This window comes from Paenibacillus sp. RS8, from assembly GCF_041956825.1.
Taxonomy (GTDB): Bacteria; Bacillota; Bacilli; order Paenibacillales; family Paenibacillaceae; genus Paenibacillus_AQ.
In genome coordinates this window covers 4,728,303-4,744,441 of record NZ_CP168131.1, presented here as the reverse complement: position 1 = coordinate 4,744,441, position 16,139 = coordinate 4,728,303, and the positions used below count along the sequence as shown (strand labels likewise).

The following is a 16,139-nucleotide window of genomic DNA, read 5'->3' as shown; positions in this document are numbered from 1 at the left end:
ATGTGCGAAAAAACTTGAAAGATCAAGACAAACTGTACATACATTTTATCATTTCAAGTCTAAACGCTTTTGGTCTTATACTTTCTTATATTTTAAAAAGGAGACTGTCTAAAATGCTCGTAACTAAAGCCACGATTTCAGATTTATCTATGCTCTGCAAGATCGATAGTATGGTCATTGGCAGCGAAGTTCGTAAACCTAAGATCCAACAATATATTTTGAACGAGCAATGTGTTGTGGCAACGATTAACAGTGAGCCTGTCGGTTTTGCCTGTTACGATACCACTTTTTTCGAATGCTGTTTCATACAGCTCGTAATTGTGAATCCCAATTTCAGACGACTCGGTATTGCCGGCGCACTTATTCGTTACATGGAAGAACATTGTCCAACTCCTAAGCTGTTTACCTCCACCAATGAATCGAATACGATCATGCAACAGGTCTGTCATTCTCTAGGATTTATAAGAAGTGGAATCATTGAAAATTTAGATGATGGCGATCCAGAATGGATATATTATAAGCAAGTACGATGAAATACGCTTGTGAAGCGCAGCACGCAAAAAGGCAGCTCTACCGTCTAAATCGACGAAGAGATGCCTTTTTATACTACACTATTTATCCTGATCTCCAATTGACAGGACCATATTAGCACTATTCTTCTTCCCTAATCATCTGTTCGTGGATTTGAACACTATATTGCATATAGGCTGGGTTACTATCTAAGCCTCGTTCACGCAGCAGCTCTTGCAGCCGTAGTCTTTTCATAGACAATTTTGCCCGAAGTGCCTTGCCCTCACTGCTCTCAGAACCTCCGCTATTGTGGCAGGCAGCAAGCAGCCCTTCGAGGGTAACACATTCCGCACGCAAAGATATTTCCTCGGGCACCAGCCCGGAATTCTTCATGATTTTGAAGGACATCCGCAATTCTTCTGGAACACCAGATAAATCCTCAAGCTCCAACGGCTTACCATGCCCTGATAAATCTCGAAATTCTCCATTACGCATAGACTCCTGAATCCGCTGCTCAACCAGCCAGGACATCATCCCCATATACACAGCCTCCTTCACCAATGCCAATCTCTATGATCTATCCTGCCTAAGCAAAAGTTTGTTTTGCTGAATTGCGTTTATTCTAGCACAGAAAACTGTAGATTGACATCAAGCTGCCGAATTACATCCTTACAACTTTGCGATGCTGTGAACTGTTTATTTGCTGTACTTTCGGACTCAGATGCAACTATTCACTCTAATCTTCCCTACTTTCGATGAATATCAAGGCAATAAGAGCTATGCAGTCCTATATTTTCAATAAATGCACTAAAAACGCCAAATAACTGCAATACTGTCCGAAAAGTCAGGTGCATCCTTGTAGTAATATATCTCTCAGGACTCTAAACCCTTATTCCGCATATTCTGTTTATTCTGTATTTTCCGCTTATTCCACAATTCAGACCATTCTGCTAAACTATCGCCCCCCGCCCCCTATCCCTATCCCTATCCTCAACATATTACAAACGCCTAGCCAAACCCAGCAATAGTTTAAATTAAGACAAACAATTGCTATACTCTTTCTGATGAATCTAAACTCAATATAAAAAGGACTACAGCAGTAGTCCAAAGGAGAAATATAATATGATAGCTAACCTCAAAAAAGCAGATGATCATTTTGTCGCTCGTTTCGAACGTCAACTAAAACATTCCGCATCAGAAATCTGGTCCTTTTTGACAGAGAATGAGAAGCTTGCTTTATGGTTCACTGAATTACGTGTTGAAGACCTGCGCGAAGGTGGATTAATCAAGTTTGATATGCAAGACGGAACCTTTGAGGAAATGACGATTACCGCCCTGCAACATGAATCTATCCTTGAATTTACGTGGGCTGAAGATTCTGTTCGCTTTGAGCTATACCCAAATTCAGAAGGCTGTTTACTCGTCTTAAATGAAACGATCCGAACGCTCACACCGCACACTCCCCGTGACTTAGCCGGCTGGCATGTATGTCTAGATGTGATCCAGCACCTATTGGATGGGACCACGCTGGATTCGCGAAAAGCCGAATGGAATGTTCGGTACGAGCAATACCGCGAAGCGATCTCTAAACTAGGATAATAAGGACTCTGCCCCGTCAATCACAATTTGCGCACCTGTAATATGAATAGACTCATCGGATGCCAAAAATGAAACTAGATCGGCGACATTATCCGGCTTACCCGGCCCATCCGCCAGCGGCTGCGCCCCATCGGGAAATTCAATTGGAATGACGATCGCTTCTACCTCCTCGTTCATTTCAGTGGTTTCATCTATATTGGTAGCAATTGCCCCAGGGCAGATCACATTCACTCGAATTTTAAACTTAGCTAGCTCAAGTGCAGCCATTTTAGCAAAAGCCACCTGTCCAGCTTTGGTAGTGCTGTACGTAGACCATCCAAAGCTGGCAAATCTAGTATTCCCGTTGATGGAGCTAGTGATGATAATGCTACCTTTTCCTTTATCCTTCAGATGAGGGATCGTATATTTCAGTGTCAAAAACGTCCCCGTCAAGTTCACCGACATCGTGCGTTCCCAATCACTCAAGCTCAGTTCCTCTATAGGTCCCACCGCACCATTGATTCCCGCGTTAGCGAACACTACATCTAACCCACCGAATTGTTCGACCGTCCTGCGAACGGCTTCCTCCATCCCTTTTTCATCCGAAGTATCTACCTCTATAGCCAATGCACAATCTTTGCGAAACTTGTTCAGCTTATCCGCCAAAGATGTAGTGCGTTCCAGATTCAAATCAAAAAGCGCTACATTAGCCCCTTCCCTAGCCAGCTTAATCGCAGTAGCCCGACCAATTCCTGAGCCCGCTCCAGTTATAATTGCAGTTTTCCCAATAAATCTTTGTTTCTTAGCTATGTTTGGACTCATATGTAATCTCTCCCTTAAGATCTCTTAGTGATGTACTATGGATCAAGATTACCCAAATACATGTACACTGGAATCATCTTCACAAAAAAACTCCCCGTTCAAAAGCTTGAACAGAGAGTTTCATCTAAATTGATCCATTTAATTGTCCAGCTTCCGCACATCCACTTTCACGCTCAAAGTGCCTGCTCCACCACGATACACACCTTTTACAGGTACGATATCTTTGTAGTCCCGTCCGTGACCTAACTTAATATAACGCCAATTGACCTCCACATTATTGGTTGGATCAAATCCAAGCCAACCAGTACCCGGAATGTGAGTCTCCACCCAAGCGTGTGAGGCTTGCTCAAAATTAGCATTACTCCCTTGCAGATCACCGACAAAATGATATCCACTTACATACCTGGATGGCAGACCAACACTACGGCAGACAGCGATCATTAGATGAGCATAATCCTGACACACACCGCGTTTGAGCTTCAGTGCCTTTTTTACCGTTGTATTTACGCTTGTAGCCTCAGGGTCATAGGTGAATTGTTCATAAATCGTCGCCGATAATTTAAGAATCCATTCATACATATCCTCCGTTTCATTAAAAGGATACTGTGAAGCAAACTCCACTAATTCAGGCGTCACCTCTGTATAACGAGTCGGCAAAATAAACTCAATATACCGATTCTGGAAATTCTCATCATTTAACAATTTAACTTGTTCTTCAAGACTGGTTCGTGGTAGATCGGCACCTTGGGCTTTATCCAGCGTGACTACAGTAGCTTTAGTATGGATAACCATTTCCGTATGCGGCTTATTGACCGAATAGGCATGGACCCGATTTCCGAAGAAATCCTCATACGTTAATAGATTAGCTGGCGGGTAAATATCCACTTCATGGTGATAACAGGATTGGCGGTAATTCGTGCGCGGAGTGAGTCTGATTTCATTGACACTGTCCGTAACCGGCTCTGGATAGCTGTATGTGGTGGTATGATTGATTTGAATCTTCATACAGACACTCCTTCTCGCCGAAAAAAGGCGCCCTCCATTGTTTTGCCAAGTTTTTGACAAGATATCACCAGCGACTTAAGTACATCTTCCACCAGCTCACCGGACATTTCTTCTTTTTCCATATAATCCAGCTCAGCTTTGAGCTTACCTGCTTGACGAATGACTTTTTCATGCCCTGAGCCTTTTTCAGAGGAATCTAGTTCAAGCTTAGCTAAATGCTCTTCCAGCTGATGAAAAGAAAAACGAATGGAACGCGGAAATTTGGGATTCGCAATCAAGAAATCTAAAATGCTCTCCGGAGACATAGCATCTGCATAATAACGGCGAAACGCTTGGTACCCGCTAACGGATTTAAGCACCGCCTGCAACTGAGTATAAACCGCGTTAAGCTCCTTAAATCGGCATGCGGCAATGACCGCCTGCAAGATACGTGTTGTATTCTCTGCCCGCTCTAGAAACCGTCCGCTCTCAATGAAATGCCACTCATTCCCTCTAAGCATTACCGACTGTTCTGCTCCGAGAAACATGGCTGTACGCTCCTTAACCTGCTGATAGAACTGATGTGGCCCGCTCATAATATCTGCGACAGAACGCTCACCAAGCCACAGGTTGAAGCTGTTGACAACATCCCATAATTCACTTGGAAGCTGCTGACGAAGAGTGCGCAAATTATTTCTAGCATGATGTACACAAGAGAATAATGAATTAGAATTGCCTAAATCAAGTGTGATGAAAGATAGCACATCCTGCTCAGAGAAGGTTTCGAACTGCTGCATATATTCACCCCGAACACCTAACGCATCGATCAACCTTGACCATTTATGACCTTCTTCATGAATATCCTCTTCCTGCTGGATATGATAATGAACATTGATTAGCCGCGCATGATTCTCTGCCCTTTCAATATACCGTCCGATCCAGAACAAAGCTTCAGCATTTCGATTCAGCATATCCAGCCACTCCCTTATTCTACAAATTGATGCTGCATTTTATTATTCAACAACCAAGCTTATAAAGTAGTATCATGCCATGACCCAAGTATCCTTTACGCCGCCACCTTGCGAGGAGTTTACGACCAATGACCCTTCCTTCATAGCCACCCGTGTCAATCCTCCAGGGATAACATGCGGCTTGCGGTCAGCGCCCATTAACACAAAAGCCCGAAGGTCGATATGTCTAGGCGCCATAGTCCCCCCTGACAATACCGGTGCTCTGGATAGAGACATAATCGGCTGTGCAATATAACGTTCCGGGTCTGCAATAATCTTCATTCGGAATTCAGCCAATTCTTCTTTGGTAGCTTCGCTTCCGATCAACATCCCATATCCCCCGGATAAAGAGGTTTCCTTAACTACCATTTCTGATAGGTTCTCAAGGACATATAAACGTTCATCAGGTCTTCCTAGCAAATAGGTCGGGACATTCCCAAGAATCGGCTCTTCATTCAGATAATAACGAATCATATCCGGTACATAGACATACATTGCTTTATCATCTGCAACACCGGTCCCGGGTGCATTAGCAATCGCTACATTTCCAGCCCGATACGCATTCATCAAACCCGCCACTCCGAGAAGCGAATCCGGCTGGAAAGCTAACGGGTCAATAAAATCATCATCCAATCGGCGATATAGTACATCTACGCGGCGAAGTCCGTTCATTTCTTTTAGATATATTTTGTGATCTTTTGCAACCAAATCTCGTCCTTCAACCAAATGTATACCCATCTGTTGTGCTAGAAAAGCATGCTCATAATAAGCAGAATTGTATTCCCCAGGTGTAAGTAGGGCTATAACCGGATCTGACTTTCGTGAGGGTGATAAACTACGTAGAACGGATAAGAAGCGGTTCAAGCTATGATCAACATCTCGGATGGAGCTGGCAAAGGACAATTCAGGAAACAACTGATTCATCAGGGTTCTGCCTTTAAAAAGATACGAAAAACCTGAAGGTGTTCGTAGATTATCTTCAAGCACATAATATTGCCCATCATGATGGCGGATCAGATCGATTCCCGAGGTAGTGATGTAGGCTCCACCAGGCACCCTTAGACCCGCCATTTCTGGCCGGAAATAACAGTTGGAGATGATCATACGCCTTGGGACTATTCCATCCTTTACGATGTACTGCTCATGGTAGATATCATGAATGAACAAATTCAAAGCCGTGATACGCTGAATAATTCCAGCTTCTAGCCTCTCCCATTCATTCTTAGGAATAATGCGTGGAATCATATCGAAGGGGATCGTACGCTCCATGGGATGATCCTGAGCCGGATTGTATAGCGTAAAAGTAATTCCTTCCTCCATCATCCTGCGCTGCATCAAATTCTGCTTACCCTGCAGCTCTTCGGAGCTCATTCCGGAAAACATGCGATTCACATGTCTGTAATGCGGCCGGACATTTCTCTTATCTGCATACATTTCATCGAAAAAATGTTGCAGCGGATACGGAGACAGACCTGGCAGAGGATCTAATTTGGACATGAGCCCGACTCCTTTCGATAAATGTTATCTTTACTAACAACCTATACTTTAATTTCTGAAAATATCCATGAAAATATTGTTTTGTATTCCCATAATACGTAAATTGTATTGCCGATGTCAATATATATAACAGAGAAATGTGATCTCTGAATATTTCCTTGTTTTGGAATCGCTTCCTTTTTCTCATATATAGGTTGCCCGAGCTGAAATGTATTTCTTCATTGAATTGTATGCAGGAGTAGTGACAAGCATTACTATTATGAATTTTTCATATGTTGTTTTTTTTATATAGTTGGAAGGAATATGATTTCATGGTGTATGGTATAATTTGGAACGATAGGAGTGTGAGCAAAATGAAGCACAAATATACTATGTCAATAGAACAGGAAGAGGCTAGCCGGAATCACATTTATCTGTTATTTGGTCTTTCAGAAGCTGGTTCAATGAAGGTAGCACTTAGTCGTGTAGGTAATCGTCATTTAATAAGAGTACTTTCATTTAATGAGACGTTCTCTGCTGGGCCGCTGTGCAAATTACATAATGATCAAGGGTGTCATGCCCGTGAGTTATGGTTTCAGGAACGATTTCCGGATCAAGGTTATCATCTCAATCCCCAGCATAAACTGGGAGCCATGGTTCAGACCTTAAAAGAAATTCCCGAGGACAAAAAAATCACGATTTGGTGCGGAGACAACTCCCATGATCAAACAGGTTTACGGTTTGCACTTTTTGTTCTTAGTGAGAGGAAGCAACCTATTTATGTTATAAATCCAATCGAGGCTTATGAGGAACTTCCCGGGATTGTTGAACCATTTAGCATTGGCTTATCTCCCCAGTCCCTGGGTCAGCTCCCAAACGAAGCTGTGCAAGCTATTATCAAAAACACCGAAAATACGCAACCCCTTACCTCCGCGCAGAGAAAACAGTATGAACTGGAGTGGCAAGAAATCAGCAACACTGAGGATATGCTTCGAGTATGGTCTAATGGTCAGCTAACAAATGTTCCCGAAACATACTATGACGAAGACATTCTATCTTTAATTGTGCAACTGCAAAAGAATGAAGAGGGAGATCATTTCGTAAATGCAGGACTTATTGTAGGTGCAATTTTTGGGCAGTGGAATTTATTTATCAGTACCTCATTTATAGAATATCGCTTCTGGAGGCTTATTAGTGAGGAAAAGTTGTTATTTAAAGGGATACCCTACGCCATGCATTTGTACGCACTAAGAGTTCCGTAGGGTTACAACATAATGACCGATAAGCATTTTTATAAAAAAGGAATGCCCTCATGAACTAAATATAGCTTCGAGGACATTCCTTGTAAATATGACTTCTTAATGATTATGTTATCAGAGTTAATTACTCTTGATTTTCCGATTCTTCAATCTCTTCTTCCTCGGTAATTAATCCGGCAAAAAGAGCATGTACGAACTGCTGAGAATCAAACGGCTGCAAATCTTCCATTTTTTCTCCGAGCCCTACGAGCTTCACCGGTAAATTCATTTCCTGACGGATCGCTACAACGATTCCGCCCTTAGCCGTTCCGTCAAGCTTTGTCAATACTAATCCAGTAACGCCACTCTTCTCACCGAATAGCTTGGCTTGCGTAAGAGCATTTTGACCTGTGGTCGCATCTAGCACCATCAATACTTCATGTGGTGCACTCGGAATTTCTCTTTGAATAACGCGGAAAATCTTGTTGAGCTCTTCCATTAGATTGCTCTTATTCTGAAGTCTTCCTGCGGTATCACAAATCAAGATATCAACATTCCGCTGCTTAGCCGCTTGAACAGCATCGAACATAACAGCGGCTGGGTCAGAGCCTGCTTGTTGCTTAATTACATCTACGCCAGCACGTTGACCCCAAACTTCAAGCTGTTCAATCGCTCCGGCACGGAACGTATCCCCAGCGGCCAAAAGAACCTTTTTACCCTCTTGTTTGTAACGATGCGCAAGCTTACCGATCGTGGTCGTCTTGCCTACTCCATTTACCCCAACGAACAAGATAACTGTAATGCCATCCGGATTTTCCTTCAGGCTGTTATCGTCATCTCCGCGCAGCAATTCCATGAGCTTACGGGACAAAATAGGTTGCAGCTCAGCGGCATCTTCAATTCGCTTTTGCTTCACTTCGGCGCGCAGATCCTCGACAAGTGTCATTACTGTATTAACGCCTACGTCTGCGCCGATCAAGATTTCTTCCAGTTCTTCGTAGAACTCTTCGTCTATTTTTTTACGGCGGATAATTAGATCTGCTACCTTCTCCACAAAACCTTTACGGGTTTTCTCTAATCCGTCGCGGAATTGTTTGGTTACACTTTCCGTTTTGCCGGAAATGCTTTCTTTTAACTTCCTGAAAAAGCTCATTTGTTTCCTCCTAAAAGTTTTGTGAGCGACACTTCATTGATTTAACTTCGTACAAAACTCGCTTCGAAAGCCGATACTTAAAAAGCTCATCATTCAGCAAACCATTAAGCGATCTCTGCTTCCTCATCCTCTAAACGTACAGAGACGAGCTTGGATACTCCGCCTTCTTCCATGGTCACTCCGTAGAGCACATCCGCCTCTTCCATGGTACCTTTGCGGTGTGTAACGACGATAAATTGCGTTTGTTCCGAGAACTCACGTAAATACTGAGCAAAACGTACGACATTCGCTTCATCTAGCGCAGCCTCTACCTCATCCAGTACGCAGAACGGAACCGGCTTCACTTGCAGGATGGCAAACAAGAGGGCCATCGCAGTTAAGGCGCGTTCCCCGCCGGACAGCAGCTGAAGGTTTTGAAGTTTTTTACCTGGTGGCTGGGCTACGATATCTATACCTGTTTCAAGCATATGCTCTGGATCTAGCAGCATGAGATCAGCTCGTCCACCCCCGAACAGCTTCGAGAATACCGTACCGAATTGTTTACGGATCGCATCAAAGGTCTGTTTGAACCGTTTGGACATTTCATCTTCCATCTCACGGATGACTTGATACAGGGTAGTCTTGGCTTCGACTAGGTCATCTTTTTGTCCACTGAGGAAGGTATAACGCTCATGAACTCGCTGATATTCTTCGATCGCACCTAAGTTGACTTCGCCCAGTGCAGAAATACTGCGTTTCAGACGCTGTACATCCGCTTGTGCGGCAGGCACATCTTCGGGCACAGGATAACGCTGTTTCGCTAGTTCATAGCTTAATTCGTAGTCATCACTCAGCTTACGAAGAATATTATCAAGTTCAACATCGAGGCGACCCACAGAAACTTCTGTAGAACGCAGCTTGTCCTCCACGACTTTAAGTGCCTGACGTTGATCCTTCGTCTTACCCTCCTCTAGTTCCAGCTTACGGGTCAACGCTGAACGTTCCGCCCGGGCTAAATCCAAAGTACCGGCTGTCTCTTCCTTCTTCAGACGATAACTATTCAAATCTTCTTTCTGTTTCACGGTTTCTAAAGCATTACTAGCCAAATCCTGCTCGATCGTATGTAACAGATTTCGATTCTGACGCAGCTCTTTATCCTGTGAACCCACATCTTGTCTGAGACGGCGTAATTGTTCCTCCAAGGAGAAGATCTCCTGATCGAGCTTCCCTTCTGAAACCTTCATACTGGTCAGCTTACCTTGCAACTCTTCCTTAGCTGATTCATTCGCTTTACGTGCTGATTCGGCATTACGGATACCCTCATGAGCTTCCTTTTCTTCCTTCTCAAGACGTTCAAGCTCAGCAGAGGCTTGCTTCCGAGTCTCTTCAAGCGTGCGGACCTCACTTTCAAAGCCACTACGTTCCGCACCTGTGCTCTCCACTTGTTCCAGCACATGTCGAAGCTCCTGTTCAAGCTGCTTCAAATCGCCGGAAACACGTTGCTCTTCTAGTCTTTTCTCATCACCATCACGGCGCAGGTCTTCTAGCTTCACACTAGCGTTCTCTTGCTCTTCACGAAGTCTGGCAATGCCTTGTTTCAGTTTAACAATCTGACGTTCGCTCTCTTCGATCTCACTGCTCAGCTGATCCAGCTGGCGTTTACGACTAAGCAAGCTATTGTTCTTCTTATGCTGGCTACCACCGGTCATGGAGCCCCCGGCATTTACTACATCGCCCTCCAGCGTAACCACGCGATAACGATATTGGCATCTAGCGGCGATGCGGTTTGCCTGCTCCAGGCTCTCAGCAATAACTACATTACCTAGCAAACTGCCAACAATACTAGCATACTTATCATCGTATCCAACAAGGTCGGAACCAATTCCAACAAAACCTTCAGCGTCTTCCACCATTCCACGGTCACTGCCGGAAATTTGACGTGGTCGAATAACATCGAGAGGAAGGAAAGTAGCTCGTCCCAGTTGACGTTGCTTCAGAAAAGATATCGCTTGACGCGATACGCTCTCATTATCCATGACAACATGTTGAAGCGATGCACCCAATGCAGTCTCGACAGCCATTTCCAGCTTCTCTGGGACGGAAATGAGTTCAGCAACTGCACCATGCACCCCATTGAGCTGTCCTTTACGAGCCCCTTTAAGTACTTCTTTAACTCCAAGCATAAAGCCGTCAAAATCATCTTGCATTTCTTTCATGGTCTCATGACGGGAGACTTGGGCTTCCCGCTTCTGCTCCCACTTCCGTAGCCCTGACTGCGTCTCTTCAATCAGCTTCTGACGTTTACTAAGTTGTTCACTCTCCGTAATATAAGCACCACGAAGATTGCTTAATTCTTTGCCAAGCTGGGCTATCTTGTCTTTTAGCCCTTTTTGGCTAGCAGACAACTCTTCATGCCGTGCTGTCCATTTGCCGCTTTCTTCTTCACTGCGGCTCATACGACGCTCCAGGTTCTCCTTTTGTTGATCCGCGTAACGAATTTCGTTACGTGCATTCGCCATAAGGTTCATTAACTCTAGGAGAGCACTTTTCAGCTTCTCCTCCTGGCTCTGACTAATCCCGTCAGCGACACCTTCGAGTCTTGCCTCTTCTTCTTCAATCTGTTTCCGAAGCTCAACAAGCTTAAGCCGGGATGCTTCGAGCTTAGCTTCTAAATCCCCAAGCTCACGCTGACGATCCGCAGATCGCTCACCTACAGATCCTAATGTGAGCATTAACTGTTCACGGTTACTCTCTAGATTACGTTTGCGCTCCTTCAGTACTTCCCCATAACCTTCGCTTTTCTCATAAGCTTCACTATAACGAAGTAATTGCTCTTGCTGCTTCTCGATCTGTTCTTCTAACGCACGTAGATCAGCACGTCCGCTTTCCAGCTTAGCATCATGAGCGGAGACAACTGTAGATAGCTCCAGTTGCTCATCCTTTAACGTTTCTAGCTTAGCGTTACCTTCCTGCCAAGCCGTATGAATTCCTTCAATCTGATGCACATAGACTGAAATTTCCTGATGCTTCAGTTGTTCCCGAAGCTCTTTAAAGCGAATGGCCTTCTCCGATTGATCCTTAAGGGGACCAATCTGATCCTCAAGCTCACTAATCAAATCGTGAATCCGGAGCAAGTTTTGCTCCGTGTCGTCGAGCTTACGGCTTGCATCTTTTTTGCGCGATTTATATTTTACAATACCCGATGCCTCTTCAAAGATGCCTCGCCGATCCTCGGAACGAGTACTCAGAATCTCCTCAATCCGACCCTGTCCGATAATCGAATAAGCCTCACGCCCGATACCGGTATCCATGAACAGCTCTGTGATATCCTTCAGTCTACAGGATTGCTTATTAATTAAATATTCACTCTCACCGCTACGGTGAACACGCCGAGTCACTGTAACTTCGCTGAAATCCAATGGCAGCGTGTGATCCTCATTATCGAGCGTTAGTGATACTTCACCATAATTTACAGCTTTACGCGCGTCACTACCGGCAAAAATAATATCTTCCATCTTGCCGCCACGCAGTGATTTAGCACTCTGTTCGCCGAGTACCCAGCGTATGCCGTCAGAAATGTTGCTCTTGCCGCTTCCGTTCGGACCCACTACGGCCGTTATACCGCGCACAAATTCCATTTCTGTTTTGTCGGCAAATGATTTAAAACCAGCTAATTCTATCCGTTTCAAAAACATACTTGCCTATCACCTCTGACCCATTATACCATAGCGTTTATTAGCCTAAAATAGCTCCCAAAACATCCCCGCAAAGTGGTGCTTTGCTTCGATGCGTACGCATGTACTTTGTGGGAGCTCCGAATAAAACGAGAAATACAAGACATAAGTATAGTGTGAAAATTATTCCATCTTATATTTAAAATGAAGCTTGGACTATTCTTTCGAAAAAGAGCAGCAACGGTCTGAGCTCCGCCTAAACGCCGGTATTCAGACCTTTGCTGCTCTCCTCCGCTTGTCCACATGATGCAAAATTCAAGCACCATCTTCTTTCAGATGCAACAGTGCAGCTGCTGCAGCCTGCTGTTCTGCTTCCTTCTTGGAGCGGCCGCTCCCTTTACCAAGTGAACGGTTAGTCATTAACACTTCAGAGACGAATTCACGCTCATGCGCAGGTCCCCGTTCTTCAATGATCCGATATTCCAACGTACCCATATTGTGCTGCTGAATTAGCTCTTGCAGTTCCGTCTTGTAATCGGTCATCTGCATTTGCAGTTTCCCATCCGTCTCCACAAGTGGAAATACGTGATTATCAAGAAAAGACCTTACGGTTTCCAGTCCTTGGTCAAGATAAAGCGCTCCCACGAAGGATTCGAACACATCAGCCAGCAGGGCCGGGCGAGTACGTCCGCCCGTAAGTTCTTCCCCTTTTCCCAATAGTACATATCGGCCAAAACCTAAACTCTCAGCGAACTTAACCAGCGAAGGCTCGCATACAATAGCGGCACGCAGCTTAGTCAGTTCCCCTTCAGGTCGATCTGGCAACAGATTGTACAAATATTCAGAAACCGTCAGCTCCAGTACAGCATCCCCTAGAAATTCGAGACGCTCATTGTCCTGATGCTGATTGAAACGGTGTTCATTCACATAGGATGCATGGGTAAAGGCCTGCTTCAGAAGCACAGAATCGTGAAATTGGATTTGAAGTTGCTGTTGTAACTGCTTCAGTTCTCCTTTCACCGCGCTGTCCCCTTACTGATTATATTTTTTTAGAATAACTGTTGCGTTATGTCCACCAAATCCAAAGGAATTCGACATTACGATATCCAGATCTGCTTTACGTGGCACATTCGGCACATAATCCAGATCACATTCTGGGTCTGGATTGTCCAAATTAATGGTTGGCGCAATCATTCCTTTTTGCAAAGAAAGACCACAGATAATAGCTTCCACACCACCGGCTGCACCTAAAAGATGACCCGTCATGGATTTCGTTGAACTAATAGCTACTTTATAGGCATGTTCACCCAATGCTTTCTTAACAGCAGCCGTTTCTGATCTATCTCCTACAGGCGTTGAAGTACCATGTGCATTGATGTAATCAATATCTTCAGGAGAGATACCAGCATCTCGGATTGCCATCTTCATGCAGCGAGCTGCACCGTCTGGATCTGGTTCAGTCATATGGTGAGCATCAGCGCTCAGACCATAGCCGATAACCTCAGCATAAATCTTCGCTCCACGCTTCTCAGCATGTTCAAGGGATTCCAGAATCAAGATTCCAGCGCCCTCGCCCATAACAAAGCCATCGCGATCTACATCAAATGGCCGGCTAGCCTTCTCAGGCTCGTCATTACGAGTGGACATCGCTCTCATTGCACAGAAACCTGCCATTCCTGTTGGACGAATGGTCGCTTCCGAACCACCGCAGATCATAGCATCTGCGTCTCCACGTTGAATCAGACGGAATGATTCCCCAATGGAATGACTTCCTGTAGCACAGGCTGTCACTGTAGTCGTATTTGGTCCCTTTGCACCGAGGTTAATGGACAGCTGTCCAGAACCCATGTTAGCGATCATCATCGGGATAAAGAACGGGCTTACCCGTTTCGGCCCTTTTTCAAGCAACAGATTATGATTGTCTTCCCAAGTACCAAGACCTCCGATACCCGAACCTACAGATACACCAATCCGTTCAGCATCGATATCTTCACCGATCTTAAGTCCGCTATCTCTCAACGCATCTTCACCGGCAGCCACTGCAAATTGTACAAATCGGTCCATTTTGCGGGCTTCCTTGCGGCCAAAAAGCGCCTCAGGATCAAAGTCTTTAACTGACGAAGCAATTTGCGTAGTATATTCACTGACATCAAAGGCTTCAACCATCGATACACCTGATTTACCGCTCATCAGATTATCCCAGAACGTCTCCAAGTCTTTCCCCAGTGACGTAATTACGCCCATCCCGGTTACAACCACTCTATGACTCAAACACAATCACCCCATCTATAGGCTGTATACATTATATTCAGAACTTATATACTGCGAATTATTACTATATGAACAGCGGTCACCGCATTCATTAACGCTTCTGCGGCTCTGTTATAATCCCTATAAAGCTGCACATGGCAACCCTTAATACATTTTTAATGCTGTATAAATGAGGAGAAGTCCCGCCCAAGTAGGAACGGGACTCTCAATCATATGACTCTAGGTATGAGATTGTATGTACTTCACAACTTCACCCACGGTCGTAATGGTCTCTGCATCTTCATCAGAGATTTCCATGTCGAATTCATCTTCCAATTCCATAACCAATTCTACTACATCAAGAGAATCAGCACCTAAATCATCTTTGAAAGACGCTTCTAATGTTACCTCAGCTTCATCGGCACCTAAGCGGTCGATGACAATGCGTTTTACACGCTCTAATACATCGGACATCCGGTTCACCTCCTCTTTTGGTATTATACGAGATATGAGGTCAAAATACCATAGACCGCAAAAAACGCTTTCTTGATCCCTCACATTTCATCTTTAAAACAGTGTAATTTCTCCCAAGCATAAACATTCATCGGTGTCCTAATAAGAACTGTAAGTGTTTATGCGAGATATATAAGAATAAAGTATAGTGTGAAACTTATACTTTCTTATATTTTTGACGGAGAGTTACATATACATCCCGCCATCCACGTGTAGTGTCTGGCCGGTCATATAAGCGGCGCCTTCAGAAGCCAGGAAAACAACTGCCATAGCTATCTCTTCCGGACGCCCAAGGCGAGCTAGTGGAATGCCCTTCTCTAGCTCACTGCGAACCTCATCAGAGAGCTCACGCGTCATATCTGTATCAATAAACCCAGGAGCGATACAGTTAACGGTGATGCCCCGTGAAGAGAGCTCACGAGCGGCAGCTTTGGTTAGACCGATGACACCGGCCTTTGCTGCAGAGTAATTAGCCTGACCTGGGTTACCTGTTACACCCACAACCGAGGAAATATTAATGATTCGACCGTAGCGCTGTTTCATCATCGGACGTGTAGCTGCCTTAAGACAGTTAAACACACCTTTCAGATTCGTCTCAATCACTTGATCGAACTCTTCCTCTTTCATGCGCATAATCAGGTTATCCCTGGTAATGCCGGCATTATTGACAACAATGTCAATACGTCCCCAGGTATTAAGAACCTCTTTCACAAGACTCTCGGCCTGTTCACTATTGCCGACATCTCCACGGAGCGCAATCCCCTCCGAGCCAAGCTCGGCAATACGAGCCACAGTCTCGTGTGCCGCTGCTTCACTCCCTGCATAGTTCACGGCAACCTTTACGCCGTGTTCTGCAAGAGCAAGCGCGATGCTGCGACCAATGCCACGTGAGCCGCCAGTTACAAGGGCTGTCTGACCCCGCAATGCTGAGAACATAGTTTAATCCCCTTTC

14 protein-coding genes are annotated in these 16,139 nt (G+C 44.8%); 3 read left to right on the top strand and 11 right to left on the bottom strand.

The window, feature by feature from the left end; translation table 11 throughout:
• The first annotated feature begins 113 nt into the window (after positions 1-113).
• On the top strand, positions 114-533 hold the full coding sequence (locus ACDZ28_RS22425; protein ID WP_375102783.1) for a GNAT family N-acetyltransferase: 420 nt from the start codon (positions 114-116) through the stop codon (positions 531-533).
• 118 nt (positions 534-651) lie between these two features.
• On the opposite strand, the gene ACDZ28_RS22420 is transcribed toward ACDZ28_RS22425, so the two are convergent.
• Positions 652-1,050, bottom strand: coding sequence for a DnaJ family domain-containing protein (locus ACDZ28_RS22420; RefSeq protein ID WP_375102782.1), 399 nt, complete (start codon positions 1,048-1,050; stop codon positions 652-654).
• Between the two features lie 582 nt (positions 1,051-1,632).
• Here ACDZ28_RS22420 and ACDZ28_RS22415 point away from each other — a divergent pair.
• Entirely contained in the window at positions 1,633-2,109 is a 477-nt protein-coding gene (locus ACDZ28_RS22415) for an SRPBCC family protein (protein WP_076118286.1), read from the top strand.
• On the opposite strand, the gene ACDZ28_RS22410 is transcribed toward ACDZ28_RS22415, so the two are convergent.
• From ACDZ28_RS22410 to ACDZ28_RS22395, 4 genes are all read right to left on the bottom strand, one after another.
• Positions 2,101-2,910: an SDR family NAD(P)-dependent oxidoreductase gene (locus ACDZ28_RS22410; protein ID WP_042127232.1), complete on the bottom strand. Its 810-nt coding sequence runs from the start codon at positions 2,908-2,910 to the stop codon at positions 2,101-2,103. The genes ACDZ28_RS22415 and ACDZ28_RS22410 overlap by 9 nt on opposite strands.
• Before the next feature lie 138 nt (positions 2,911-3,048).
• Complete coding sequence (locus ACDZ28_RS22405; protein ID WP_076118284.1) at positions 3,049-3,915, bottom strand: transglutaminase family protein; 867 nt, start codon at positions 3,913-3,915, stop codon at positions 3,049-3,051.
• The gene (locus ACDZ28_RS22400) at positions 3,912-4,865 is read right to left on the bottom strand and encodes an alpha-E domain-containing protein (protein WP_375102781.1); all 954 of its coding nucleotides are present in this window, start codon (positions 4,863-4,865) and stop codon (positions 3,912-3,914) included. The genes ACDZ28_RS22405 and ACDZ28_RS22400 overlap by 4 nt, the downstream gene beginning before the upstream one ends.
• A gap of 72 nt (positions 4,866-4,937) precedes the next feature.
• Positions 4,938-6,401: a circularly permuted type 2 ATP-grasp protein gene (locus ACDZ28_RS22395; protein ID WP_042127226.1), complete on the bottom strand. Its 1,464-nt coding sequence runs from the start codon at positions 6,399-6,401 to the stop codon at positions 4,938-4,940.
• A gap of 353 nt (positions 6,402-6,754) precedes the next feature.
• Here ACDZ28_RS22395 and ACDZ28_RS22390 point away from each other — a divergent pair, with 353 nt between their 5' ends.
• Positions 6,755-7,642, top strand: coding sequence for a DUF1835 domain-containing protein (locus ACDZ28_RS22390; protein ID WP_375102780.1), 888 nt, complete (start codon positions 6,755-6,757; stop codon positions 7,640-7,642).
• A 121-nt stretch (positions 7,643-7,763) separates the two neighbouring features.
• On the opposite strand, the gene ftsY is transcribed toward ACDZ28_RS22390, so the two are convergent.
• The 6 genes from ftsY to fabG all read right to left on the bottom strand — a co-directional run bounded on the left by ftsY (position 7,764) and on the right by fabG (position 16,123).
• The gene (gene ftsY, locus ACDZ28_RS22385; RefSeq protein ID WP_042127224.1) at positions 7,764-8,771 is read right to left on the bottom strand and encodes a signal recognition particle-docking protein FtsY; all 1,008 of its coding nucleotides are present in this window, start codon (positions 8,769-8,771) and stop codon (positions 7,764-7,766) included.
• Between the two features lie 104 nt (positions 8,772-8,875).
• Positions 8,876-12,445, bottom strand: coding sequence for a chromosome segregation protein SMC (smc, locus tag ACDZ28_RS22380; protein ID WP_375102779.1), 3,570 nt, complete (start codon positions 12,443-12,445; stop codon positions 8,876-8,878).
• Positions 12,446-12,739: 294 nt separating this feature from the next.
• The gene (rnc, locus tag ACDZ28_RS22375) at positions 12,740-13,444 is read right to left on the bottom strand and encodes a ribonuclease III (RefSeq protein ID WP_042127220.1); all 705 of its coding nucleotides are present in this window, start codon (positions 13,442-13,444) and stop codon (positions 12,740-12,742) included.
• 12 nt (positions 13,445-13,456) lie between these two features.
• Complete coding sequence (fabF, locus tag ACDZ28_RS22370) at positions 13,457-14,695, bottom strand: beta-ketoacyl-ACP synthase II (protein ID WP_076118275.1); 1,239 nt, start codon at positions 14,693-14,695, stop codon at positions 13,457-13,459.
• Positions 14,696-14,914: 219 nt separating this feature from the next.
• Positions 14,915-15,148 (bottom strand): acyl carrier protein, encoded by a 234-nt coding sequence (locus tag ACDZ28_RS22365; RefSeq protein ID WP_036686493.1) that lies wholly within the window; start codon positions 15,146-15,148, stop codon positions 14,915-14,917.
• A 225-nt stretch (positions 15,149-15,373) separates the two neighbouring features.
• Complete coding sequence (gene fabG, locus ACDZ28_RS22360; RefSeq protein ID WP_042127217.1) at positions 15,374-16,123, bottom strand: 3-oxoacyl-[acyl-carrier-protein] reductase; 750 nt, start codon at positions 16,121-16,123, stop codon at positions 15,374-15,376.
• Positions 16,124-16,139: the final 16 nt, after the last annotated feature.

Coding starts and splice junctions, on each gene's coding strand:
- ACDZ28_RS22410 (WP_042127232.1), bottom strand. CDS start 2,910: ATGAGTCCAAACATAGCTAAGAAACAAAGATTTATTGGGAAAACTGCA.
- ACDZ28_RS22405 (WP_076118284.1), bottom strand. CDS start 3,915: ATGAAGATTCAAATCAATCATACCACCACATACAGCTATCCAGAGCCG.
- smc (WP_375102779.1), bottom strand. CDS start 12,445: ATGTTTTTGAAACGGATAGAATTAGCTGGTTTTAAATCATTTGCCGAC.
- ACDZ28_RS22420 (WP_375102782.1), bottom strand. CDS start 1,050: ATGGGGATGATGTCCTGGCTGGTTGAGCAGCGGATTCAGGAGTCTATG.
- ftsY (WP_042127224.1), bottom strand. CDS start 8,771: ATGAGCTTTTTCAGGAAGTTAAAAGAAAGCATTTCCGGCAAAACGGAA.
- ACDZ28_RS22400 (WP_375102781.1), bottom strand. CDS start 4,865: ATGCTGAATCGAAATGCTGAAGCTTTGTTCTGGATCGGACGGTATATT.
- fabG (WP_042127217.1), bottom strand. CDS start 16,123: ATGTTCTCAGCATTGCGGGGTCAGACAGCCCTTGTAACTGGCGGCTCA.
- ACDZ28_RS22415 (WP_076118286.1), top strand. CDS start 1,633: ATGATAGCTAACCTCAAAAAAGCAGATGATCATTTTGTCGCTCGTTTC.
- ACDZ28_RS22365 (WP_036686493.1), bottom strand. CDS start 15,148: ATGTCCGATGTATTAGAGCGTGTAAAACGCATTGTCATCGACCGCTTA.
- ACDZ28_RS22425 (WP_375102783.1), top strand. CDS start 114: ATGCTCGTAACTAAAGCCACGATTTCAGATTTATCTATGCTCTGCAAG.
- ACDZ28_RS22395 (WP_042127226.1), bottom strand. CDS start 6,401: ATGTCCAAATTAGATCCTCTGCCAGGTCTGTCTCCGTATCCGCTGCAA.
- ACDZ28_RS22390 (WP_375102780.1), top strand. CDS start 6,755: ATGAAGCACAAATATACTATGTCAATAGAACAGGAAGAGGCTAGCCGG.